Origin of the sequence: Sphingobium bisphenolivorans, assembly GCF_000412635.1 — a bacterium.
GTDB lineage: Bacteria > Pseudomonadota > Alphaproteobacteria > Sphingomonadales > Sphingomonadaceae > Sphingobium > Sphingobium bisphenolivorans.
On sequence record NZ_ASTG01000018.1, the window covers coordinates 71,941 to 93,952 of the forward strand.

Sequence of the window (22,012 nt, forward strand, 5' to 3'; positions counted from 1 at the left end):
CCCTTGTATAGACCTGCGTTAAAAGGTCACTTCAGCCGATCTGGTTCCAGGCCTCGGCGATCTCGGCGATCATCACCCGGGCCTGTTCGACCGGCTCCGCGTCACGATCCTTGGCTCCCGCGAGCAGCAGCCGGCGGCCCTCGCGATAGATTTGTGCAAGGCCGGTCGCGATGTCGCCGCCCTTGTCGAAGTCGAGGCTCGATTCCAGCGCGAACAGGATCGACATGGCGCGGGCCTGCTTGTCCGACACCTTCAGCCGGTCGCCGTTGCGCTCGGCCAGCGCGGCGGCGTCGAGCGCCAGCAGCAGTTCGTCGAACAGCAGCTTGACCAGGGCGTGGGGCGTCGCCCCCTCGATACGGCTGCCGGAATGAACCGCCGCATAGCGTCGCGCCGCTGCCCCACCGCCGAAACCGCTGTGATTATAGAACATGTTCGTCGTGACCCTTGCTTATCAATTGTCGCTTTTTGTCCAAAGCGCGACCTGCTGCTGCAGGTAGCTCTGGGTCGCCTTGAAGGCGGAGAGCCGCGTTTCCATGGCCGAATAGACCTTGGTCAGTTGCTCCTGATAATTCGTCATCTGCGTGTCGAGTTTCTCAAGCTGCTTGGTGAGATCCTTGGCGAGGCTCTCATATTTGCTCTGCGCCGAGGCCAGCGGCCCGTCCTTCTGCTGGATCTTGTCGCGCACGCTGTCCATCAGACCGGCAAGACCCGGATTGGTGGCCGACTTGACCGCCGGGTTCAGCAGTTGCGTGATCGCCTTGGGGTCGGCGGCGATCGCCTTGTCCAGTACCTTCGTGTCCAGCGACAGCGTGCCGTCACGGTTGGTGCTGACACCGAGGTCGCTCAAGGTCGTGAAAGTGCCGCTGACCGCCAGCGCGGTCGAGGTCATCTGCGAGAGCTGGCGCTTCATGTCGCGGATCGCCGATTCCCCATTGAGCACGCCTGCATTGGAGGAGTCCGTGCCGGTCGCTGTAGCGGTGTTCAGCGCCTTCATCAGCGTGTTGTAGGCGTTGACGAACTCGACCATCAGATCGCGCATCGATGTGGTCGGCTCGGTCGTCGCCAGCGTCACGCTGGTGCCAGGCGCGGCCTTGTTGAGGTCGATGCGCAGATTGGCGATCGCCGTGTCGATCGTGTTGGTCGCATATTTCTGCTCGACGCCATCCAGCAGGATCGTCGCGTCGGCCGGCGTGGAGGCCGACGTCACCGTGCTCCCGGCGGGAGCGCCGGAGGACCAGGCGAACTGCGCGAGGTCGGCGCCCGTGTTGGCGTCCGGCGTGGAGGAGGAGACGGTGAGACTGATGTCGTTCGCGGCCCCGCTCGGGCCCTTCAACATCAGCCGCGTGCCCTGCGAATCCGTGATCACCGAAGCGGTGACGCCGACGCCGGCATTGTTGATGGCGGCAGCAAGGCCCGTATAGCTGTTGTTGGCCGATGTGATGGTGATGGGCACGGCCGCGCCCGATCCGACCTTCAACGACAGGGTTCCGGTGCCGACGGTCGCTGCCGCACCGCTTGCCTTGTCGCTGCGCGTGTTGACCGATGAGACGAGCGTGCGGCCAGCGGCAAGATTCTTGACCTCGATCTGCGCGGGCAGGCCGCTCGGCACGCCGCCGGGCAGTGCGCTGACATTGACGATGCTGGGATCGTTGGAGGCAGGCGTGCCCGAATAGCCGGTGCCGGACAGCAGGCTGTTGAGCGCATCGGCGAACGTGTCGAGCGAGCTGGAGGCAGAGCCGATCGCGGAAATGCGCGCGCTGTTCAGGCTCTGGCGGCTGGTGATCACCTGCTGGCGCGGATCGCGGGTCGCGCTGACCAGGCTGGACACCAGCGAGGCTGTGTCGATGCCCGATCCTGCGCCAAGCGCGGTCAAGATGCTGCTGCTCACCGAGGTCATGGGCCGTCCTTTCAAATGCCAGAACGGCACTAGGCCCAAGACCTTTAGGAATGATTTTTACCGCAGCCCAAAAAACCTCATGTGCTGACGGCAAGGACCTGATCGACCGCGCCAGGGCGCAGATTGGCCTGCGCCGCATGGGCATGGCCGGCCTGCTCGGCGAGGCGTCGCGCGATACGGATCGCGCTCTCCACTGCTTCTTTCGATGCAGGCGGCAGGGGCACGACGACGGTCGGCGCCGGGATCATCGACTGGATTTCCTCTGCCGCGGCATCGACGGACGTAGCGCTGGCGCCCGAACGCAGGTCGGCCATGATGTCGGCGATACGCGCATGCACCTTGGCATATTCGGCGTTGCTGGCGATGCCGCTGTCCGATGCGCCACCATCGGCGGCAGGATCAGTCGGTGACCTGCCGTTCTGGCGCGTGGAGGCGGAGGCGGAGGCTGAAGCAGGCTGAACCGCGGCCACGGGCGCCGCGCGGCTCGTGCCTCGATCAACCTGCGCGATCTCTCGCCGCGAAAGATAGTCGTTCATGACGCACATCCTAATGCGTCCCCGTGAACATTATACGGACAGGAACAACTAAACTTTAGTTAACCTATGTGATTATTTTTGGCCGGCTCAGCCCGGCTTCCGGCCGTCCGCGTCGAAGCGCAGATCGTCGGGCACGGTGATGAAGGGCCGGTCCATCTCGCTCGCCATCCGGTTCTCGACGCGGAAGACGAAGGCCAAGACGGTCGCGACCGCCATATAGAGGCCCTCGTTGACGATCTGCCCGGCGCGCGAGGTGAAGTAGATGGCGCGGGCGAGTTCGGGATATTGCAGGACGGTGACGCCATTCTGATCGGCGAGTTCGCGGATCGCCGCGGCCACCGCGTCGCAACCGCGTGCGACCACCACTGGTGCGCCGTCCTGCCCCGGTTTGTAGCGCAGGGCGACCGCGAAATGGGTCGGGTTGGTGATGATGACGCTCGCCTCCGCCACCGCCTTGCGGGTCGATCCGCTCAGCACCTCGAACTGACGACGGCGGATATGGCCCTTGAGTTCGGGTGAGCCTTCGCTCTCCTTATGCTCGTCCTTGATCTCCTGCTTGGTCATGGCGAGGCGCTTGGAACGCTGCATGACCTGCGCGGGCACGTCGATGCCCGCGATCAGAAACAGACCGCCCGCCATGATCAGACAGGTCATGATGAACATATTGCCGAGGTCCGACATGGCGGGCGCAAGGCCGGATTTGCCAAGGCCGATAATCTGGCTCATCCGGTCCCAGATCATCCAGACGCCGATCGCGCCGAGCAGCGTCACCTTGGCAATGGACTTGATGAGTTCGATAAGGCCCTGCATGCCGAACATGCGCTTGAGACCGGAGGCGGGGTTGAGCTTCGAGGCCTTGGGCGCGAAGCCTCCGGGACGAAAACCGAGCGAACCCAGCAGCGCCGGGCCGGCGATCGCCGCTAGCAGCGTGGCGAGCAGGATGCCGCCGACGGGCAGCGCTATGCCCGACAGCAGGCTGGCGCCGCGCGCGGCGGGGGCGAAGTTCACGATGTCGTCGCGCTTGAAGCGCAGCGCCTCGACCAGCATCTGGGACAGCGATTCCACCAGCGACGGCCCGGTCACCGCGAGCCAGCCGATGCCCGCCATCACCACCAGCGCCGTCGCGAGATCGCGCGACTGAAGGATATCGCCGTTCTTGGCGGCGTCCTTCAATTTCTTGGCTGTCGGCTTCTCGGTCTTTTCGCCGCCACCATTGCTCTGCGACATGGATCAGCGCCCCTCGCTGATGGACTGCGCCTGCTCAAGGCCCGAGCGCAGAGCGATGCTGATGCCCTCGCCCATGATCGGCGCCGCGATGGCGAGCAGGATGAGGCCCGCCATCAGCGCGACCGGCATGCCCACCGCAAACAGGTTGAGCGCGGGCGCGGTGCGGGACAGCATTCCCATCACCATCTGCACCAGCACCAGCGCGAAGCCCACCGGCAGGGCGATCGTCAGGCCCGCGCCGAGCAGCGCGCCGCCGAACTCGACCAGATGCCACACCGCATCATTGCTGAGCATTGCGCCACCGGGAGGCATCGCCTCGTAGCTCTGGACGATGAAGCTCACGAGCATCAGATGGCCATCCATGGCAAGCAACAGGAAAGTCGCGAGGATCGAGAGAAACTGACCGACGGCCTGGGTCGCCTGACCCGAGGAGGGATCGACCATCGCCGCGAAGTTGAGGCCCATCGTGTTGCCGATCGCTTCGCCCGCGACGAGCGCTGCGGCATAGCCGATCTGGACCGCGAACCCCATGGCGAGTCCCGCCAGCACCTCGCCCGCTACCAGCATGACGCCCGCGAAGCTGGCGACCCCCTCTGGCGGGAGTTGGATGGTGACGCTGTTGAGCGCGGCCATGCCGAGCGCCAGCGACAGGATCAGGCGCAGTTGCAGCGGCACGGAAGGCGCGCCGAAGATGGGCGCGGCGATGAAGGCGGCGCCGGGGCGGATCATGGCGATCAGCCATATCCACAGTTGGACTTCGACATTGGCGAAGCCGGGCGCGATCATTGGAGCAGGTCCGGGATACGCTCGAATATCTCGCGGGTGAAGTCGGCGATCAATACCATGATGGAGCCGCCGAACAGCACCAGCATCAGCCCGACGACAAGAATCTTGGGGATGAAGGCCAGCGTCTGTTCGTTGATCGACGTCGCGGCCTGAACCATGCCGATGAGGACGCCGGCGAGCAGCGCGGGAATGAGGATCGGCGCGGCGGCCAGCGCCGTGATCCAGAGCGCCTGCTGGGCAAGGCCCATGAAAAAGTCGGCGTTTTCCATGGCTCAGCCTCCCTCTTCCGCTGGAAAAGTGCAGGCGCTCATGTCGCGAACGAACTCGCAAGGCTGCCCATTGTCAGAGCCCATCCATCGACCAGCACGAACAGCAGCAGCTTGAACGGCATGGATATGATGGTCGGCGAGAGCATCATCATGCCGAGCGCCATCAGGGTGGAGGCTACGACGAGGTCGATAATGAGGAAGGGCAGGAAGATCATGAAGCCGATCTGGAACGCGGTCTTCAGTTCCGAGGTGACGAAGGCCGGCAGCAGGATCGAGAAGGGAATGTCCGCTGGCGATCGGAAGGCCGGCGCCTCGGCCAGATTGGCGAAAAGCTTGAGGTCGGTCTCGCGTGTCTGCTTGGTCATGAAGCCGTGCAGCACCTTGGCGGAGCGGCCGACCGCTTCCTCGATCGGGATCTGGCCCTTGCCATAGGGATCGAAGGCCCGGGTGTTGATCTGGTCGATGGCGGGGCGCATCACGAACAGCGAGAGGAAGAGCGACAGACCGACCAGCACCTGGTTGGGCGGGGTCTGCTGAAGCCCCAGCGCCTGGCGCAGCAGCGAGAGGACGATGATGATGCGGGTGAAGCTGGTCATCATGAGAACCAGCGACGGCAGCACCGTCAGCAGGCTCATGAGGATCAGGATTTGCAGCGAGAGCGACAGCGAGCGGCCATCACCGGAAATCTGGCCCATTGCGCGGGTCAGTGCGCCGCCATTGTTGACCGGCGCGGCCGGCGCGGTCTGGGCGAAGGCCGGGACAGTGAGGAAGAGCGCGGTGAGCAGGAGCGCTCCCACCAACCACTTAGTCATTCCCGCGAAGGCGGGAACGACATTGGCACTGGAATCAGCGCCCCGCACGATAGGAGTCGCCTTCCGCGATCTTTTCGATACGCCCGCGGGTGACCGAGAGCAGGATTTTCTTGCCCTCGAATTCCACCACGGCGAGCTTGCCGAAGCTGCCCATCGGCAGCGCCTCCAGCACTTTAAGCGACCGGTCATTCTGCCCGACCATCATCCCCGGCTGATATTTACGCCAGAGCCAGAGCGCGCCGAACGCCATGCCGCCGACCAGTGGCAATAGGATCAGCAGCTTGACGAAATACCAGATCATTTAAGCCCGCCCGCGATGATGGTTAATCGACTGTTCCGTTCGGAAAGAATGAGGCGCAAGGCAAGCGGTAAATCGCAGGCAAGCGATCAACCGCGCCGCTCGACCCCTGCGAGCCGAGTTTCAGTCGCGGCGACTTCCACGATGCGGATGCCATAGCGGCCATTGACCGTCACCACTTCGCCCTTGGCGATCAGCGCGCCATTGACCATGATGTCGAGCAGGTCGTCGGCCTGACGGTCCAATTCCACGACGCTGCCCTCCGACAGGTCCATGACCTCGGCCAGGCGCAGCGAGGTCGAGCCCACCTCCACCGACATGCGGACCGGAATGTCGGCGAGCAGGCGGAATTGGCGGTTGTTCACCATGCGGCTGACGCTGTCCTCACCGATGCTGTCGAGGCGAGGCGCCTCACTCATGTCGCTCATTATTCGGTTCCCCATGAAGGTTGATTGCTGGCAAGCTTTTCGATCTGGAAGGCGGCGCGGCCGTCCTGTTCACCGATCGAACCATGCGCGACGATACGATCGCCGACGATCAGCGGCAGGCTGCGGTTGATGGTGACGGGGATGACGTCCCCGGCCTTCAACTGCATCAGCTCGGCAAGAGAAAGATTGGGCCGCGCCAGCACGGTGCGGGCCGGCAGACGGATATCGCGCATCCGGGTGGCGACGCGCGCCTGCCAGACGGGATCGGCACGTTCCTCGTCAAGGGAAACGCGCGAGCCCATCAGCGGCTCGACAGCGCGCAGAGAAGAGAGCGGAAAGAGCAGATCGACGGTCCATTCGGCGTCGCGCGTGATGCTGATCAGGAAACGCTGCAACACCATCGGCTCGGCGGCGGGCGCGGCGGCAGCGAAGCCCACGCCCGTCTCACGGACGATGAGGCCCGGTTCGACCGCCAGCATTTCGCTCCAGCATTCGACCAGACGGGCCATGAAGCCCTCTGAAATGCGGGCGATCAGCCGATCTTCGGTGGGCGTGAATTCACCGCGCGGCGGCAGCGGGCGATTGCCGATGCCACCATAAAAGCAATCGACCAAAGTAGATATCATCGCCGCGTCCATGCGCAGCAGTACCTGACCCTTGAGCGGCGAGAGACGATAGACGCCGATGCTGGCAGCGGCGGGGACCTCCGCCTGCCAATTCGCAAACTCCAGCGCGCGCGCATCCTCCACCGCCACATGCGGGCGGGCGCCAGCGATCGGCTCGATCAGGCTGCGCAGACGCCGGCCAAGCTTTTCGCCCAGCCGGTCCAGCCCTGACAGCATCAGCGGCGCCTGAGAGTCTCCTCGCCCGAAGGCATAGGCTTGAACGTCGGTCATGAAAGTCCCCTGCCCTTTCGGTTGGGGGACTTCCCGCGCGATCAGACAGGATTATTGTATAACGAAATTGGTAAAGTAAACGTTATCGACCCCGCCATAGCCCGTCTTCTGCTTCAGGATGTCGTTGATCACGGCCTTGATTCTGCCCTGAAGCGCGCGCTTGCCCTGCGGCGTGGAGAGCGCCTCGACCGGCTGCTCGGCCAGCATCATCAGCACCTGGCTGCGGATTGCCATTTCATGGGTCTTGATCGCCTCGATGACACGCATGTCGTAATAGGTCGAAACGGCGAGCGAGATCTGCGCGAAGGCGTCCGTGTCCGACATGTTGGACGTAAACGGCGTCTGAAGCTGGAAATAAGTTGCCTGATAGGCTGCCGGGTTGGACGGCGTCGGCAGATCGATGCCCTTGCCCGGTGCATGGCCGCTCACGGGATGCGCAGCACCGCCGCCATGCCCCTCCCCTTCGCCACCGCCGCCATGGGCCTTGGCTATTTCCTCCGCGCTTTCGCCGGCAAGGACGAGCACGGGCTTGTTCGGGTCTTCCTTCGGCCCTTCTTCCTTGGCGCTGAAGAAGCCGGCCGCATAAAGGCCGCCCGCAGCGCCGGCGCCGCCCACCACCATGGCGACGACGATGAGCAGGATCATCTTCATGCCCCCGCCCTTCTTTTTCTTCGGTTTGGCGTCGTCACTCATCGGAAATCATCCCCCGGCTGGTCCAGCGTCTCAGGCATAACGCGCACGCGCGGAACCATCCGTCGCAGGGCGCCTGTCGTCATGGTTAAGAACGGCGGGATTGCCCGGTTCTTTAGCTGGGAAGGGAGAATTTTCGCGGCCCTGCCACCGCCCCTGCCCCTGCCCCTGCGACTGGCTCATATTCTGCCCGTTCGCCCAGCCGCTCTGCCCCGGCTGCTGCTGGGACGTCTGCTGCTGCGAGGATTGCTGGCTGGGGCTGTCCGCGCGCGCAGCTTCCGCGGCATGGGGAGCACGCTCCACCTTCACCTCGGCGATGCGCACGGCAGCAAGGCCGGCGTCGAGCTTCAACCTGTCGCTGTCCTGCCGCAGCGCCAGTTCGGCCGCTTCGCTGGCGACGGTCAGGCTGACCGCTGCGCCATCCGTCCCCTGCCGGATATCGACCTGAACCGGACCAAGTTGGTCGGCGTTGATCTGGAACCGGCCCTGCGCACCATTGGCGGAGAGGCCCGCAATATCGCGCGTCAGACCGTCAATCCACTGGCCGGAGACGCCCATGTCCACCAGCTGCGCGCCGATGCTGGCGGACAGATCGACCGTCGGCGGCGCGGTTCCCGTCGGCTGGACCGAGGAGGCTGCGGCGACCTGCGCAACGGGCGCAGGAGGCGCAGCTTCGGTCGGAACCGGCCGGGTGCTCGCTGGCATGATTTCGGCAGCAGGCGTGGCGTGGCCGGCCTTCGCGCGGTCGAGCGGCTTTCCGGCGCGAACCGGCGTGCCGGGCTGGCGCGGCGCAACCTGGTCCCGAACAAGTTGGAGCAAGGCGAGCGCTTCTGACTTCATCGGCCGGCGTTCGCCTTCGCCTTCCACCATGACCGGCAGATCGGCCGCGCTGGATGCTGCGTCGGCCATGTTGGTTTTCAGGGGGTCCGGCGTCGCGGAGCCAGGGATCGCGGCCTCAGCCTTGCTGTCTCCGGCATGAGGTTGGGCGGCAGCCTGCGGCAGAGGCTGCGCCGGTGCCGGCAAATTTTTGCCGCCATCGGCGGTCGCGAGCACGCCATCCTTTCGCGGGGAAGGCGTGGCTGATGCCGGCAGCGGTGCCGGTGCTGTCGGCGGCGCCTGCGTCTGCACGGCAGCGATAGAAGGCGGCGAAAACGGTGCGTCGGCAACATCTTCCTGCGGCTTGTCCTCATCTGCCTGCGGCGCTTTCACGGACTCGACGGGCTGTTCCTGTGCGATCGGGTCGAACACCGCCTCCACTGGTGGCGGCTTCGCCTGCTTGATCCGATGAGCAAGCCTGGGCTGCTCCTGCATCGTGACAGCGGGCTGCTCCGGCACCTCGGCTTCGCTGCTCTCGTTGGCGAGCGCCGGGGGCGTATCCGCCTCGCCCTTTTCGACCGCAACGCCATCCGTAACAGGCTTCGTTTGGGCAGGCTCTCCGGAAATCTCGATTTTCTTGGCAAGGCCGGGCGGCAGCGGCAGCGACTCCCTGCGATGGCTCTGCACGGCCTGCAGCGCAGTGGCGAGGCCGAAGGGCAAGGGCGACGGCTTAGGCGCTTCTCCCATTGCGTGCTCTGCCCCGGCGGACGCGATCTCCGTGCCCCCCCCTTGGGCAGCATCTGCTGCGGGGGCCGGCACCGTCGCCTGTGGGACGCCGCCCAGTTCGGTCGCCTGGCTAGCCTGCGGCGCGGCTTCCATGGTGCCGGAGAGCAGCGCAGCGAAATCGATTGCGCCTTCTGCGGGTGCGGCTGCACCTTCCGCCGGCATCTGCGCCGCCGCGGAGGAAAAGAGCAGGGCCTTGAGGCTGGTCAGCATGTTCACGTCAGACATCTCCTGTCCGCTGCATCCGGCGATAGCGCGGCAGCGCCGCCAGTTTATTCTCCCGCCATTCCTCCAGGTCCGCGCGAGCGCGATCCTTGAGCTTCACGGCGATTTCGCGATCCCGATTGGCCGCGAGAGAAAGGCCTTCCTTGACCTCCACCTTGCGGCGCGCATCGTAGAGCGCTCCGTCCAGCTGCCGCCCCGCCTGTTCGAGACGGCCCGCCAGCTCCTGCATCGCTGCAAAATTCGCGCCAGTTGCCATGCCCTGGTTCGTAAAAAGATCGTCGCGCACATTGCGCAGCCGCTGCGCGTTGCGCGCGATGCCGTCCGCCTCATCGCGGGCGCGGGCCGTCTCGGCGGCAGCCATGGCGTGCTGCACATGGCGGACGCGCAGCACGCGCTGGCGGCGGGCGACCTCCCCCTTCACGCGCCGAACTCGGCGATGAGGGCGGCGGCGCTGGTATCGAGGTCGATGAAGCTTTTCTGATCCTGGCGGATGAAGTCGAGTATCTCCTGCCGGCGCTGCACCGCTTCATCGATCACGGGGTCGTTGCCTGGGCGGTAGGCGCCCATCAGGATGAGATCGCGATTTTCCTCATAGGCGGCCCACAGGCGTCGGTAGGCGGCGGCGGCGAGGCGGTGCTCGTCCGGCACGACATCGGCCATGACGCGCGACAAGGACTTGCCGATGTCGATGGCGGGGAAGATCGCCTGCTCCGACAGATGGCGGGAGAGCACGAAATGGCCGTCCACGATGGCGCGGGCGGCATCGACGATTGGGTCGTCGGTGTCGTCGCCGTCCGCCAGCACGGTATAAAGCGCTGTGATCGAGCCGCCGGTGCGGGCATCGACGCCCGCGCGCTCGACCAGACGGGGGATCAGCGCGAGCGCGGAGGGCGGATAGCCCTTCATCGCGGGCGGTTCGCCAAGGGCCAATCCAATCTCGCGCTGGGCATGGGCACAGCGGGTAAGGCTGTCGATCAGCAGCAGCACCTTCTTGCCGCGGGCGCGGAAATATTCGGCGATTGCGGTGGCGCGCGCGGCGGCGCGAAGGCGCAGCACCGGGGGATGGTCGGCCGGCACGGCGACGACGATCGACTTGTGCATCGCGCCCTTGAGCTTGGTTTCCAGGAAGTCGCTGACCTCGCGGCCGCGCTCGCCAATCAGGCCGGCGACGACGATGTCGGCTTCCGCGCCCTGGATCATCTGGCCCATCAGCACCGACTTGCCGACGCCGGAACCCGCGATGATGGCGATGCGCTGGCCGCGCCCGGCGGTGAGCAGCGCATTGACGGCGCGAACCCCAAGGTCGAACGGCTCGGTGACGCGACCCCGGTCGAGGACATTGCCCTTGACCCCGTTGAGCGGCCAGCTGCCGCCCCCCATGATCGGCCCGCGGCGGTCGAGCGGCTGACCCATGGCGTCGATGACGCGGCCGATCAGCCCTTCGCCGACCTGCACCATGTTCGCCTGGCTGTCCGGTTCGACCCGCGCACCATTTTCCAGCGGCGCATCGTTGTCGAGCGGCACCAGCAGCGTCTTGTCGCCGCGAAAGCCCACGACTTCGGCCCGGCAGATGGTGCCGTCCGATGCGGTTACGCGCGCGCCCGCGCCGATCGGGCGGCGGAAGCCGGTGACTTCCAGCATACCCGCATCATGGCTGACCAGTCGGCCGACATGGCGGGGTGCACGGTTCTGCACCTGCATATGGTCGAACAGCGTCTCCGCCTGGGCAAGCGCGGCGCGGATCATGCCTTTCCTTCCATATCGTCGAGCAGCGCGCGCAGGCGGGAAAGGCGGACATCAGGGCCATCCTCGACCCAGCCATCAGCGGTTTCGAGCCGCACGCAGCCGCGATGCATATCCCGGTCGGCGACCAGCTTCACGCCGATCTCCTGATCCTCCAGCAGCGTCGCGTCGTCGGGATGGAGGTGCAGCGCGCTCTTGTCGTCATTATCCTCGATGAAGGCGGCGACGATGTCGCAGCGCTGGACGAGACGCTCGATGTCGATCTCGACCTCGCCGACGATCTGCTCGACCAGGCGGACCACGGTGGCGGAAAGCATGGTGGAGAGCATGCCGCTGGGCGCGGGCGCCAGCATGGTGAGCGCTTCGGCAAGGCGATCGCGCGCCTCGGCATTGGCGGCGCTTTCTTCAGCCGTCACCCGGCTGCCTTCGTCAAAGCCCATGGCGAAGGCCTCTATGCGGGCCTGTTCCAGCATATCCTCGTCGCTCAGCGGCACGATGTCGTGCACGGCCGGACCCGAGACGGCTTGGACGTCAGCATAAAGGCTGCGGAAGCCGCCGCTCGTCACCTGGCCCATGCCGCCGAGCGGGATGCTGGCGACTTCTGCATTGGCCCAAAGCTTAGACAAAGTCGTTCCCCTTGCCGCCCAGCATGATGGTGCCCGCGTCGGCCATGCGGCGTGCGGTGGCGATGATGAGCTTCTGCGCGTCGATCACTTCGGCGAGGCGGATCGGCCCGCGTTCCTCGATCTCGTCGGCAATCGCCTGCGCGGCGCGGGCCGACATCGACCCGAAGATCTTGGCCTTCAGCATCTCGTTCGCGCCCTTGAGCGCGACCACCAGGATCGAGCTGTCGACGGTGCGCATCAGCGTGCCCATATTCTTGTCGTCCATGTCGATGAGGTTGTCGAAGACGAACATCTCCTCCTCGATCGTCTGGGCGACCATCTTGTCGCGCTTGGCGAGCGCCTTAATGATGCGCTGCTCATTGTCCTTGCGAACATTGTTCATGATCGCTGCCGCCTCGATCGTGCCGCCGCGCTGGGAAGCGCCGCCCTGCTTCTTCGACATGTTGCCGCGCAGCAGCAGCTTTTCGAGATCGTCCAGCGCCTCGTTCGACACGGGGCCGAGCGTGGCGATGCGATAGACGATCTCTTCCTGATACTCGGCTGGCAGCAATTGCAGCACATCGGCGGCGATCGGCGCCTCCAGATGGGCGAGCACGATCGCCATGATCTGCGGATGCTCGACCTCGATCAGGCTGGCGATTTCCTTGGCATCCATCCACTTCAGCATTTCGAGCTGTGTCGAGCGGGTCGGCGGGGTGATGCGAGCGAGCATGTTCTCGGCCCGCTCCTCGCCCAGCGCCTTGGTCATGGCGCCGCGGATATGCTGGGTCGCGCCATAGCCGATGGTGGTGCGCTTCTTCGCCTTGGTGACGAAATGGTCGAGCGCTTCGTTGACTTCCTCGACCTGAACGTCGGCGACGTCGTACATGGCGTAACCGAGTTGGCGGACCTCTTCAGGTTCCAGGCGCGAGAGGATCTGCGCGGCCTCATCCTCATCGAACAGCATCAGCAGGACGGCGGCGGCGGCGCTACCCTTGAGCGCCGGGTTGACGGCGGCTTCAGGCATTTTCCTTCTTCCCTTCCTTCAGAAGGTCGCGGACGACGAGAGCGGCGCGGTCGGGGTCCTGCTTCACGAAGTTGCGAATGAGGTCGGCACGCTGGGCGTAGTCGTAGGTGGAGGAGATCATGTCGAGCGTGACCGGCGTGGACCCATCCGGGTTCACCACGGCCTGACGGGTGATTTCGGTCGAGATTTCGCGGCCGATCTTCTGACCGGCGGCAGCGCTCTGCTCGGCCTGTTCAGCCTGAGCGGCGGCGCGGCGCTTCAAGAGCGGACGGCCGATGCCGAAGATGACCAGCAGCGCGACGAGCAGCGCGGAGACGTTGCGCACCAGCGGCGAAACCCAGCTGGCTTCATACCAGGGAGCTGCGACTTCCTCGGCCTTGGCAAAGCTGCGCGATGAAAGGGCCACCACATCGCCACGCGCCTGGTCGAACCCGACGGCGCCCTTCACCAGCGCTTCCAGCGCGGCGATTTCCTGAGCGGAGCGGGGCTTGCCGTCCGGGCCGTTGTCCAGAGCGACCGCGACCGACAGGCGCTTGACCGTGCCGATGGCGTCCTTGGTCACGGACACTTCGCGGCCGAGCTCAAAATTGCGATTGAAGGTTTCCTCGGTCTTCATCAGCGGATTGGCGGGAGTACCGGGCTGCGCGGCGGTTTGCGCGCTTTCCGTGCCCTGGCTGACCGCCTGTCCGTTCGGGTTGGTCTGCGTAACGGTCGGGTTGACCGGCGCCTGATTGCTGAGCGCACCGGGAACGCCGCCGGCTTCCCCGCCTGCGCCTTGACCGCGCGGGTCGGAGGCCCAGGTGCCCTGCTCGCTGCGAAGGCGCGCCTCATCCTGCGGATAGGTTTCGCGGGTCGCCTGACGCTCGGCGAAATTGAGTTCGGTGTGCACCTCAGTCGAGAATTTGCCGGCGCCCAGGATCGGGGTGAGCAGCGCGATCACCGACTGACGATAGCGGTCCTCCATCCGGGTCTGGATGGCGAGCTGGCGGTCGTCGGCAGCGTTGCTGTCGTTATTGCTGATGAGGCGGCCATTCTGGTCCACGACCGAGATGTCCTCCGGGTTCAGCTCGGGGATGGAGGAGGCGACCAGATGCACGATGGCGCTCACCTGCGCGTCGGTCAGCTGCCGCCCCTGCGCCAGACGCAGCATCACCGAGGCGGAGGGCTTTGTCCGTTCGCGCAGGAAGACGCTGGGCGGCTCGACCGCGAGGTGGACCTTGGCGCTCTCGACGCTGTCGATCGCCTCGATCGTGCGCGCGAGGTCCATCTCGCGGGCGGAGCGGAGCTTTTCGCCCTCGACGGCGCGCGAAGCACCCATCGGCAGGCTGTCGATCATGCTGTTGCCGTCGGGTGCGCTCTTGGGCAGGCCCTGCGCGGCGAGCATCATCTTCGCCTTGAAATAATCATCCTCGCCGACTGTCATGCCACCCGAATTGTCGAAATCGTAGCGGATGCCGTTCTGGTCGAGCACGCTCGCCACCGCCGACTTGTCGGCATCGGGAAGGGCGCGGAACAGGTCGCGCTGCGGCGGTTCACGCAGCGCCAGCCAGGCGGCACCTGCCGTGGCGACCACGCCCAGCATACCGAGCAGCGGCAGGCTCTTGGCGACAGCGGGCTGCTTGATGAAGCCGGTGAAGCGCGCCTTCAGTGCGTCGGCGCCCTTGGCGCTTCCGAAGGAGGCGGGGCTGGCGGCGGGAAGAGCGGCGGCGCCGCCCACTTGGGTGGAAAGTGCGTTCTCGCTCATATTACACCGGCATGCTCATGATGTCCTTGTAAGCGGACAGCAATTTGTTGCGGACCTGAAGGGTGGCTTCGAAGCTCACCGACGCCTGCTGTTTGGCAAGCATCACGCCGGCGATATCCGTGGTTTCCCCCCGTTCGAACGAGGCGGCGGCGTCACCCGCCTGATTTTGCAGGCCGTTCACCTGCTCCAGCGCCGATTTCAACGCATCGGTGAAACCGCCGGGGGCGGTGGCGCCGTTGGTGCCGACCGCTGCGGGACCGCCGGTGTTGCCGGTCTGGGCGACGTCGCGCAGCGCGGCGTTCTTCTGGAGAATGGCGTTGCGGATCGCCATCACGCTGTCGGTGGCAGAGATGCCGGACATGTCCTATCCCCCTTATGCCGCGGCCAGCTCGCGCATTTCGGCGAGCCGATAGCGCAGCGTGCGTTCGGAAATGCCGAGCTTGCGGGCGGCGGCGGCGCGATGCCCGTCCGTCTCCCGCAGGGCGGCGCGGACCGCCTCCAGCTTGGAGTTGTGGGCGACGTCGCGCAGGCGGATCGGCTCGGCGGTTTCCAGCACCTGCTGTTTCACGACGCGCAGTTGCGGGGCGCCGGTGATGTGGAGGTCGTCGGCGTCGATGCGGTCACCGTCGCGCAGTACGACCGCGCGCTGAAGGACGTTACCAAGTTCGCGAGCGTTGCCGGGCCAGATATGGGCGGAAAGCTTCTCCAGCGCCGCGGCGGTCGGCCACACGAACCTGTCCTTGCCCGCTTCAGCCGAGCGCAGCAACATCGCGGCGGCGATAGCGGTCACGTCGCCGGAGCGCTCGGCCAGCGGGCGCAGTTCCAGCGGCATGACATTGAGGCGCCAGTAGAGGTCTTCGCGGAAGCGCCCTGCTGCCACCTCAGCCGCGAGGTTGCGGTTGCACGCCGCGACGATGCGGACATCGACCGGAACCGGGTGGGTCGCGCCGACGGGCAGCACTTCGCCTTCCTGAAGGGCGCGCAGCAGCTTCGCCTGAAGGCTGAGCGGCAGTTCGGCGATCTCGTCGAGGAACAGCGTGCCGCCGTCCGCCGCCAGAAACAGACCCTCCGACGCGTTGGCTGCGCCGGTGAAGCTGCCCTTCTTGTGACCGAAGAGCATTGCTTCCATCATGGTTTCCGGAAGCGCCGCGCAGTTGACGGCGATGAAGTCGCGCGACACGCGGCCCGATTGCGCATGGAGGAAGCGCGCCATGCCTTCCTTTCCGGTGCCGGTGTCGCCCTGGATCAGGACCGTGGCATCGCTGCGGGCGACGCGGCTTGCCAGCGTCATCAGGCGGGCGCTGGCATTGTCGCCGACAGCAGGGACTGCAGCGGGGCGAGCCAGTTCCGCGATGAGCGCGAAAGCAAAGCCCATGTCTTCCAGGCCGAACGCCACGCGGGCCGGCAGGCCGTTGGCGGCGGCGACCAGCGAGGGCGCGCCCTCGATCAGGTTGATCAGGATGTCGCGATGGGTGGCATGACCGATCTCGGTCGCGAGCAGCACGCGGCGGTCGTCCCGCTCGCGGGGGCCCTGCGCGTCCACGATGCGGACAGTATAAAAGGCATTCTCCAGCCAGTGCTGCAGCCCGGGAACGAGCGCGCAGACTCCTCGGCTCACGTCGAGCGATGACATGAACTAAACCCCATGTTTCTTGGCTGGTTTGTGCCCCCGCACGCCCCTAACCCCTTCGATGTCTTGAAAATGCCCGACCATGGTTATCATATGGTTAATCCGGCAAAGCGCTTGCCGCCGGCCGGCAATTTTTTTCCGGATTGCCGGAACTTTTCGCCGCCCCACGCTTATGCGCTCGCCAATTAACGTTACGGAACGCCCACTTTCCGCGGTTCTTCAACTGATTTCAGAAAAAAATAGTGGCAGGCCTAAAAAGCTTTCGAACCGCGCCGTTATCCCCTTTCGAGGCCGCAAGCAGCCTGATGGCAGCGACCTGATGTTTAACGAAGGGAATATCATCATGACTGTTATCGGAACCAACTCCTCGGCTCTGCGCGCTACCAATGCTTCGGCCATGTCCAGCAAGGCGCTCTCCACCGCGATGGAGCGTCTGTCGACCGGCAAGCGCATCAACAGCGCCAAGGACGACGCCGCCGGCCTTGCCATCGCCTCCACCATGACCTCGCAGATCCGCGGCATGACCCAGGGCATCCGCAACGCCAATGACGGCATCTCGCTGGCGCAAACGGCGGAAGGCGCGCTCGGCGAAGTCAGCAACATGATGCAGCGCATGCGGGAACTGACGGTCCAGGCGCTGAACGGCACCAACGACAGCAACTCCAAGACGAACATCACGTCGGAGCTCGACCAGCTGTCGACTCAGATCAACAGCGTGATGACGAACACCAAGTTCAACGGGATTTCGCTCTTCCCCACCACCGCTGCCACGATCACGATCCAGGCCGGTTCGACGGCGTCCGACTCGGTTTCCCTGTCGCTGGGCGGTATCGACATCTCGGCCGTCGTCGGCGCCAGCGCTGCCACGGTCAGCGGTTCGGCTGCGACCACGGCGACGCTCGCCCTCTATGACACGGCGCTCCAGACCGTCTCGACGGCCCGCGCCACGCTGGGTGCGACGCAGAGCCGCCTGGAATCGACGGTGAACAGCCTGACCGCAAACGTCACCAACCTGACCGACGCCCGCAGCCGCATCGAGGACGCGGACTTCTCGACCGAGACGACCGCTCTCGCCAAGGCGCAGATCCTGAGCCAGGCTTCGACCGCCATGCTGGCGCAGGCCAATCAGAGCCAGCAGAACGTCCTCAAGCTGATCAGCTAAGACGACACAAGATTGACCAGCTGAGGTCTTGGTCACCTCGGACGGTCATGTGACCCCCGGCACATCAACAGTCCCCACCGTGCCGGGGGTAAAACTTCGATGAAACGACCAGCTTTTCAGAAGCCTCCGTCCCCCCGGGCGGAGGCTTCACCGCATTTTGGGGGCTTGAGGACTTGGCTTTGCCGCGCGCCGCACCCATGATGGGCGCCATGACCAAGATCGATCGGCGCGCGATGATCGCCGCCTCCGGCGCAGCGCTGCTGCTTCCCCGCTCCGCTCTGGCGCAAAAGCGAGCCGACGCCTTTTCATGGGACATGCTGATCGGCCGTGCGCAGCGCCTCGCGCGCGGGCCGTTCAAGGTGACGCCCTTCTTCCCCGGCGCGGACAAGATCGGTTACGACGCCTTCAATCAGGCGCGGTTCCGGGACGATCGAACGATCTGGAACATATTCGGCGACGACACCGGTATCCGCCTTTTCCCCTTGAGCAGCACCGTGCAGCAGCCGGTCGAGATCGCGCTAGTGGACAAGGGGCGCGCGACGCCGCTGCGCTATGATCCGACGATGTTCGACGCGCCGACTGGCAATGCGGTGCGGGACCTCGGCCCGGATGCGGGCTTTTCGGGCTTCCGCATCATGAACGCGGCCCGCGACGGCGATTGGCTGTCCTTTCTCGGAGCGACCTATTTCCGGGCGCCGGGGGCGGAAAAGCAATTCGGCCTGTCCGCCCGTGCCGTCGCCCTCAACACCAGCATCGCAGGCAGGGAGGAATTTCCCCGCTTCACCCATTTCTGGCTGGAGCGGACCGGGCGCAGCAGCGTCACCGTGTACGCGCTGATGGACAGCGCCTCGATCACGGGCGCGTTCCGCTTCGCCAGCGAGTTGCGCGCGCAGGGCGTGCGGCAGGATGTCGATGCGGTGCTGTTCACGCGCAAGGCCGTCACCGAACTCGGCCTGATGCCCATGACCAGCATGTTCTGGTACGATCAGGCCGACCGCGCCAAGCGCACTGACTGGCGGCCGGAAATCCACGACAGCGACATGCTGTCCATCGCCGGCGCGGACGGGACGGCCCATTGCCGGCCGCTGGTCAATCCATCCGCGCCGCGCGTCGATGCCTTTGCAGAGCGCAATCCCAAGGGGTTCGGCCTGCTCCAGCGCGACCGCGATTTCGACCATTATCAGGATGATGGCGTCTTCTATGAACGCCGCCCCTCGCTCTGGGCGACCAGCCGCAAGCCGCTGGGCGCGGGAGAGGTGAGGCTCTACGCCTTTCCCACGGACAGCGAATATACCGATAATGTGGCCGCCTATTGGACACCAGCTACGCCGGCGCGCGCGGGCAGCCGGATCGAGGCGAGCTATCGGCTCGACTGGTCATCCGCCAAAACGCCCGCCGCGAGCGGCGTCGCCACGGTTGACAATATATGGCGCGGACAGTCCGGGGAAGCAGGCGGCGATCGCCTGCTGATCGACTTTGCCGGCGTGCCGGAGAATCAGCGGCCCGACATCTGGGTGGATGTCGCCGGGGGAACATTGGTCAAGAAAGCGGGTTATCCCGTATTGCACCGCCCCGGCTTGTTCCGGGTGGTCCTGGATTTGCGCCGGGAGCAAGGCAAGGCGAGCGATATCCGCGTTCAACTCAGGGCCGGCAATCGCCCGTTCAGCGAATATGTGCATTACCCGCTCGGCGCGTGACCATGGGCTGTGGTATCATAATAGCAGGTCACCACCGGATCCAAACGACAACGGATTGGCTATGAAAGCGAATAGCGGCTCCAGGATGGCCGGCGGCGGCAATACCGCTGGCAAGGCCTTCGAACAGGTGCCCGCGGAACGACCGCTGGCGATGCCGGTGCAGGATTTTCGCCGGGCGCCTGTGGGGGTGCAGTCTCGCCCCGTCAATATCGATGTGTTGGCGCGGCGGCTGCTGGTCGTCTTGCTCGCCCTGCTGCCCGCGTCGATCGCGGCGCATGAGATGCGGCGGTCGATCGGCCTGGACGGCATCTCGCTCTGGGAAGGCCTCTATCTCGCCCTGTTCATCCCGCTTTTCGCCTGGATCGCCTTCGGCTTCGCCTCAAGCCTGGTCGGCTTTCTGATCCTGACCGTGGGCAAGGGCCAGGGCATCCGCCCCTACCGCGCGCGCCCAGCCACGCCCCTGCGCGGCCGCACCGCGGTGCTGCTGCCGGTGTGTAACGAGGATTTTCAAGAGGTGCTAGGCCGCCTTTCGATCATGGAACGGTCGCTGGCGCAGGTGATGGGGGGCGAGCGCTTCGAATTTTTCATCCTGAGCGATTCCAACGCGGAAAATGGCGAAACGGAGCGGGCTGCTTACCTCAACAACCGCAGCAGCTTCTCGCGACCGGTCCATTATCGCCGCCGCGCTCTGAATGTCGGCCGCAAGCCGGGGAACATTGCCGAATGGGTGCAGCGGTTCGGCGGCGGCTATGACTATATGATCGTGCTGGACGCCGACAGCGTGATGAGCGGTCAGACCATGGCGCGCCTGGCCGCCGATATGGAGCGGCACCCGCATGTCGGGCTGATCCAGACCGTGCCGAGCATTGTCGGCGCCTCGACCTTCTTTGCGCGCTGGCAGCAATTTGCCAGCCGCCTGTTCGGGCCGATCTCCGCCGCCGGAATGATATGGTGGACGGGGTCGGAGGGCATGTTCTGGGGCCATAACGCGATCCTGCGCACCCGCGCCTTCGCCCAGAGCTGCGGCCTTCCCGAACTGCCGGGCCGCGCGCCCTTTGGCGGGCATATCATGAGCCATGACATGATCGAGGCAGCACTGCTGCGCCGGCATGGCTGGGACGTGCATATCGTCATGGCGGATGACAGTTTCGAGGAGTTTCCGCCCTCCCTGCCCGATCTTGCCACCCGCGACAGGCGCTGGTGCCAGGGCAATATCCAGCATGTGCCGCTGATCCCCGGCATTGCGGGCCTGCATTCGGTGAGCCGCTTCCAGTTGCTGGTCGGCGCTTCGGCCTATTGCACCTCGCCGCTATGGCTGGCGCTGATGCTGGTGGTGCTGGGCGGCGCCGTAGCGGGGCTGTGGCCACCGAGCGCCATCCTGCCCTCGGGCGCTTTGCTGGCGCTGACCGCGGTGCTGCTCTTCGGCCCCAAGCTGCTCGCCATGGTGTGGGCGCTGGCCGACCCCGCGCGCCGAATCGGCTTTGGCGGCGGGGTGCGGATGACGCGCGGCGTGGTTGCCGACATTCTCCTGTCGATCCTGATGGCGCCCGTGAGCATGCTGACTCAGACGATCAATCTGTTCGGCATATTGATGGGCCGAAAGAGCAGTTGGAACGGCCAGACCCGCGACCGCGACGGCATGGCGATGCTGCCCGCGATCTGGCTGTTCAAGTGGCATATTTTGCTGGGCGGCTTGTTGACCGTGCTGGCGGTCAAGTCCGGGACTTCGATCGGCTGGATCATGCCCGTGGTCGTAGGTCTGGTGCTGGCGCCCTTCTTCGCGGCGTTCACAGCGCGAAAGGACTGGGGCGAGCGCATGGCGGCAACCGGCCTTTTCGAGGTTGCCGAGCCCTGGTGGCGGACGCAGAATTTCCAGAAGACACGCTATCGGCAGTTGCAGCTGGATAATGCCCGGCCGGCGCTTAAGGGTCTTTCAAAGGCGGCGAATGACGGGTGAGAACTAAAACCATGCTCCTGCTTTCGCAGGAGCATGAGGCGCTTCAATCCCAATCGCGCAGCTTCTCTCGCAGCTTGTCGAGCGCCGCTTTCTTGATCTGGCAGACGCGCGCGGCGCCGATGTCCAGCGTGGCGCCGATTTCCTCCAGGTTCAATTCCTCGACGAAATAAAGCTGCAGCACCAGCGCCTCGCGCTGCGGCAGTTCGCCGATATATTTCGCCAGCGCGCCCTTGAGCGACTCGCGCTCCAGCACGTCGTCGGCACGGTCCTCGATATCGGCGAACCACATCGATTGGTCGGAATAGACTTCGTCCATGCTGGTGTGCTGCACCATTTCCGTGCTGTCCGACAGTTCGCGGAAGGCGGCGGCGTCAAGGCCCATCTCGTCCGACATCTCCGCCTCCAGCGGGGCACGGCCGAGCTTCTGTTCCAGACGCTTGCGCACGGCGGCCATCTGCTTGCGCTGGGCCATGGCGGAACGGGTCATGGTCGAGTGGCGGCGCAAATGATCGATCATCGCGCCGCGCACGCGCATCTGCGCGTAGGAGGCAAAGCCAAGGCCCCGGTCCTCAAAGCCGTTCGCCGCCTCGACCAGCGCGACCATGCCGATCTGGAGCAGATCCTCGATCTCGATCGCGCTCGAAACGCGGCCATGGACATGCCAGGCGATCTTGCGGACCAGCGGCATATATTGGCGCGCCAGCCGCTCGGGCGCGTTGGCATTGCCCGGCCGGCCATAGGTGTTGGCGTTGGAACCGGCGACGACCCTGTTCATGAACATGAG

23 protein-coding genes are annotated in these 22,012 nt (G+C 65.3%); 3 read left to right on the forward strand and 20 right to left on the reverse strand.

Going from position 1 to position 22,012, the window contains the following annotated elements:
* Positions 1–31: 31 nt before the first annotated feature.
* The 19 genes from L858_RS0113855 to L858_RS0113945 form a co-directional block, all read right to left on the reverse strand.
* A complete protein-coding gene (locus L858_RS0113855) occupies positions 32–430 on the reverse strand; it encodes a flagellar export chaperone FliS (protein WP_022683752.1) in 399 nt (132 codons plus the stop codon).
* 21 nt (positions 431–451) lie between these two features.
* Positions 452–1,897: a flagellar filament capping protein FliD gene (gene fliD / locus L858_RS0113860; protein ID WP_022683753.1), complete on the reverse strand. Its 1,446-nt coding sequence runs from the start codon at positions 1,895–1,897 to the stop codon at positions 452–454.
* A gap of 77 nt (positions 1,898–1,974) precedes the next feature.
* Positions 1,975–2,433, reverse strand: a complete 459-nt coding sequence (locus L858_RS0113865; protein ID WP_022683754.1) for a hypothetical protein — start codon at positions 2,431–2,433, stop codon at positions 1,975–1,977.
* Between the two features lie 87 nt (positions 2,434–2,520).
* Positions 2,521–3,660: a flagellar type III secretion system protein FlhB gene (gene flhB / locus L858_RS0113870; protein ID WP_022683755.1), complete on the reverse strand. Its 1,140-nt coding sequence runs from the start codon at positions 3,658–3,660 to the stop codon at positions 2,521–2,523.
* A 3-nt stretch (positions 3,661–3,663) separates the two neighbouring features.
* Positions 3,664–4,446: a flagellar biosynthetic protein FliR gene (fliR, locus tag L858_RS0113875; RefSeq protein ID WP_022683756.1), complete on the reverse strand. Its 783-nt coding sequence runs from the start codon at positions 4,444–4,446 to the stop codon at positions 3,664–3,666.
* Positions 4,443–4,715, reverse strand: coding sequence for a flagellar biosynthesis protein FliQ (fliQ, locus tag L858_RS0113880; RefSeq protein ID WP_022683757.1), 273 nt, complete (start codon positions 4,713–4,715; stop codon positions 4,443–4,445). Before fliQ ends, fliR begins: the two co-directional genes overlap by 4 nt.
* Positions 4,716–4,753: 38 nt before the next feature.
* A complete protein-coding gene (gene fliP, locus L858_RS0113885) occupies positions 4,754–5,527 on the reverse strand; it encodes a flagellar type III secretion system pore protein FliP (RefSeq protein WP_028056138.1) in 774 nt (257 codons plus the stop codon).
* Between the two features lie 34 nt (positions 5,528–5,561).
* Positions 5,562–5,828 (reverse strand): FliO/MopB family protein, encoded by a 267-nt coding sequence (locus L858_RS0113890; RefSeq protein WP_022683759.1) that lies wholly within the window; start codon positions 5,826–5,828, stop codon positions 5,562–5,564.
* Between the two features lie 86 nt (positions 5,829–5,914).
* Positions 5,915–6,253, reverse strand: a complete 339-nt coding sequence (gene fliN, locus L858_RS0113895; protein ID WP_022683760.1) for a flagellar motor switch protein FliN — start codon at positions 6,251–6,253, stop codon at positions 5,915–5,917.
* Positions 6,253–7,149, reverse strand: a complete 897-nt coding sequence (locus L858_RS0113900) for a flagellar motor switch protein FliM (RefSeq protein WP_022683761.1) — start codon at positions 7,147–7,149, stop codon at positions 6,253–6,255. Before L858_RS0113900 ends, fliN begins: the two co-directional genes overlap by 1 nt.
* A 51-nt stretch (positions 7,150–7,200) precedes the next feature.
* A complete protein-coding gene (locus L858_RS0113905; RefSeq protein ID WP_022683762.1) occupies positions 7,201–7,842 on the reverse strand; it encodes a flagellar basal body-associated FliL family protein in 642 nt (213 codons plus the stop codon).
* Positions 7,843–7,872: 30 nt separating this feature from the next.
* Positions 7,873–9,651 (reverse strand): flagellar hook-length control protein FliK, encoded by a 1,779-nt coding sequence (locus tag L858_RS0113910; RefSeq protein WP_238564974.1) that lies wholly within the window; start codon positions 9,649–9,651, stop codon positions 7,873–7,875.
* 7 nt (positions 9,652–9,658) lie between these two features.
* Positions 9,659–10,084 carry a hypothetical protein gene (locus L858_RS0113915; RefSeq protein WP_022683764.1) on the reverse strand — a complete coding sequence of 142 codons (426 nt, stop codon included), beginning with the start codon at positions 10,082–10,084 and terminating at the stop codon, positions 9,659–9,661.
* Complete coding sequence (locus L858_RS0113920) at positions 10,081–11,409, reverse strand: FliI/YscN family ATPase (protein WP_022683765.1); 1,329 nt, start codon at positions 11,407–11,409, stop codon at positions 10,081–10,083. Before L858_RS0113920 ends, L858_RS0113915 begins: the two co-directional genes overlap by 4 nt.
* Positions 11,406–12,032 carry a FliH/SctL family protein gene (locus L858_RS0113925; RefSeq protein WP_022683766.1) on the reverse strand — a complete coding sequence of 209 codons (627 nt, stop codon included), beginning with the start codon at positions 12,030–12,032 and terminating at the stop codon, positions 11,406–11,408. The genes L858_RS0113920 and L858_RS0113925 overlap by 4 nt, the downstream gene beginning before the upstream one ends.
* Complete coding sequence (gene fliG, locus L858_RS0113930; protein ID WP_022683767.1) at positions 12,025–13,038, reverse strand: flagellar motor switch protein FliG; 1,014 nt, start codon at positions 13,036–13,038, stop codon at positions 12,025–12,027. The genes L858_RS0113925 and fliG overlap by 8 nt, the downstream gene beginning before the upstream one ends.
* Positions 13,031–14,782, reverse strand: a complete 1,752-nt coding sequence (fliF, locus tag L858_RS0113935; RefSeq protein WP_022683768.1) for a flagellar basal-body MS-ring/collar protein FliF — start codon at positions 14,780–14,782, stop codon at positions 13,031–13,033. The genes fliG and fliF overlap by 8 nt, the downstream gene beginning before the upstream one ends.
* 1 nt (position 14,783) lies before the next feature.
* Complete coding sequence (fliE, locus tag L858_RS0113940) at positions 14,784–15,143, reverse strand: flagellar hook-basal body complex protein FliE (RefSeq protein ID WP_022683769.1); 360 nt, start codon at positions 15,141–15,143, stop codon at positions 14,784–14,786.
* Positions 15,144–15,155: 12 nt separating this feature from the next.
* Positions 15,156–16,415, reverse strand: a complete 1,260-nt coding sequence (locus L858_RS0113945; RefSeq protein ID WP_022683770.1) for a sigma-54 interaction domain-containing protein — start codon at positions 16,413–16,415, stop codon at positions 15,156–15,158.
* Between the two features lie 340 nt (positions 16,416–16,755).
* On the opposite strand from L858_RS0113945, the gene L858_RS0113955 reads away from it, so the two are divergent.
* From L858_RS0113955 to mdoH, 3 genes are all read left to right on the forward strand, one after another.
* Positions 16,756–17,574 (forward strand): flagellin N-terminal helical domain-containing protein, encoded by an 819-nt coding sequence (locus L858_RS0113955; RefSeq protein ID WP_028056139.1) that lies wholly within the window; start codon positions 16,756–16,758, stop codon positions 17,572–17,574.
* A gap of 209 nt (positions 17,575–17,783) precedes the next feature.
* Positions 17,784–19,271, forward strand: coding sequence for an OpgD/OpgG family glucan biosynthesis protein (locus tag L858_RS0113960; protein ID WP_028056140.1), 1,488 nt, complete (start codon positions 17,784–17,786; stop codon positions 19,269–19,271).
* Between the two features lie 61 nt (positions 19,272–19,332).
* Positions 19,333–21,228, forward strand: coding sequence for a glucans biosynthesis glucosyltransferase MdoH (mdoH, locus tag L858_RS0113965; protein ID WP_037504783.1), 1,896 nt, complete (start codon positions 19,333–19,335; stop codon positions 21,226–21,228).
* Between the two features lie 43 nt (positions 21,229–21,271).
* Here mdoH and L858_RS0113970 read toward each other — a convergent pair whose 3' ends face one another.
* The gene (locus L858_RS0113970) at positions 21,272–22,009 is read right to left on the reverse strand and encodes a sigma-70 family RNA polymerase sigma factor (protein ID WP_022683775.1); all 738 of its coding nucleotides are present in this window, start codon (positions 22,007–22,009) and stop codon (positions 21,272–21,274) included.
* Between the last annotated feature and the right edge of the window lie 3 nt (positions 22,010–22,012).

Coding starts and splice junctions, on each gene's coding strand:
- L858_RS0113960 (WP_028056140.1), top strand. CDS start 17,784: ATGACCAAGATCGATCGGCGCGCGATGATCGCCGCCTCCGGCGCAGCG.
- L858_RS0113970 (WP_022683775.1), bottom strand. CDS start 22,009: ATGTTCATGAACAGGGTCGTCGCCGGTTCCAACGCCAACACCTATGGC.
- fliN (WP_022683760.1), bottom strand. CDS start 6,253: ATGAGCGACATGAGTGAGGCGCCTCGCCTCGACAGCATCGGTGAGGAC.
- L858_RS0113865 (WP_022683754.1), bottom strand. CDS start 2,433: ATGAACGACTATCTTTCGCGGCGAGAGATCGCGCAGGTTGATCGAGGC.
- mdoH (WP_037504783.1), top strand. CDS start 19,333: ATGAAAGCGAATAGCGGCTCCAGGATGGCCGGCGGCGGCAATACCGCT.
- fliG (WP_022683767.1), bottom strand. CDS start 13,038: ATGCCTGAAGCCGCCGTCAACCCGGCGCTCAAGGGTAGCGCCGCCGCC.
- flhB (WP_022683755.1), bottom strand. CDS start 3,660: ATGTCGCAGAGCAATGGTGGCGGCGAAAAGACCGAGAAGCCGACAGCC.
- L858_RS0113855 (WP_022683752.1), bottom strand. CDS start 430: ATGTTCTATAATCACAGCGGTTTCGGCGGTGGGGCAGCGGCGCGACGC.
- fliE (WP_022683769.1), bottom strand. CDS start 15,143: ATGTCCGGCATCTCTGCCACCGACAGCGTGATGGCGATCCGCAACGCC.
- fliP (WP_028056138.1), bottom strand. CDS start 5,527: ATGACTAAGTGGTTGGTGGGAGCGCTCCTGCTCACCGCGCTCTTCCTC.
- L858_RS0113910 (WP_238564974.1), bottom strand. CDS start 9,651: ATGCTGACCAGCCTCAAGGCCCTGCTCTTTTCCTCCGCGGCGGCGCAG.
- fliR (WP_022683756.1), bottom strand. CDS start 4,446: ATGATCGCGCCCGGCTTCGCCAATGTCGAAGTCCAACTGTGGATATGG.
- L858_RS0113920 (WP_022683765.1), bottom strand. CDS start 11,409: ATGATCCGCGCCGCGCTTGCCCAGGCGGAGACGCTGTTCGACCATATG.
- fliD (WP_022683753.1), bottom strand. CDS start 1,897: ATGACCTCGGTGAGCAGCAGCATCTTGACCGCGCTTGGCGCAGGATCG.
- L858_RS0113890 (WP_022683759.1), bottom strand. CDS start 5,828: ATGATCTGGTATTTCGTCAAGCTGCTGATCCTATTGCCACTGGTCGGC.
- L858_RS0113945 (WP_022683770.1), bottom strand. CDS start 16,415: ATGTCATCGCTCGACGTGAGCCGAGGAGTCTGCGCGCTCGTTCCCGGG.
- L858_RS0113905 (WP_022683762.1), bottom strand. CDS start 7,842: ATGAGTGACGACGCCAAACCGAAGAAAAAGAAGGGCGGGGGCATGAAG.
- fliQ (WP_022683757.1), bottom strand. CDS start 4,715: ATGGAAAACGCCGACTTTTTCATGGGCCTTGCCCAGCAGGCGCTCTGG.
- L858_RS0113900 (WP_022683761.1), bottom strand. CDS start 7,149: ATGACCGACGTTCAAGCCTATGCCTTCGGGCGAGGAGACTCTCAGGCG.
- fliF (WP_022683768.1), bottom strand. CDS start 14,782: ATGAGCGAGAACGCACTTTCCACCCAAGTGGGCGGCGCCGCCGCTCTT.
- L858_RS0113955 (WP_028056139.1), top strand. CDS start 16,756: ATGACTGTTATCGGAACCAACTCCTCGGCTCTGCGCGCTACCAATGCT.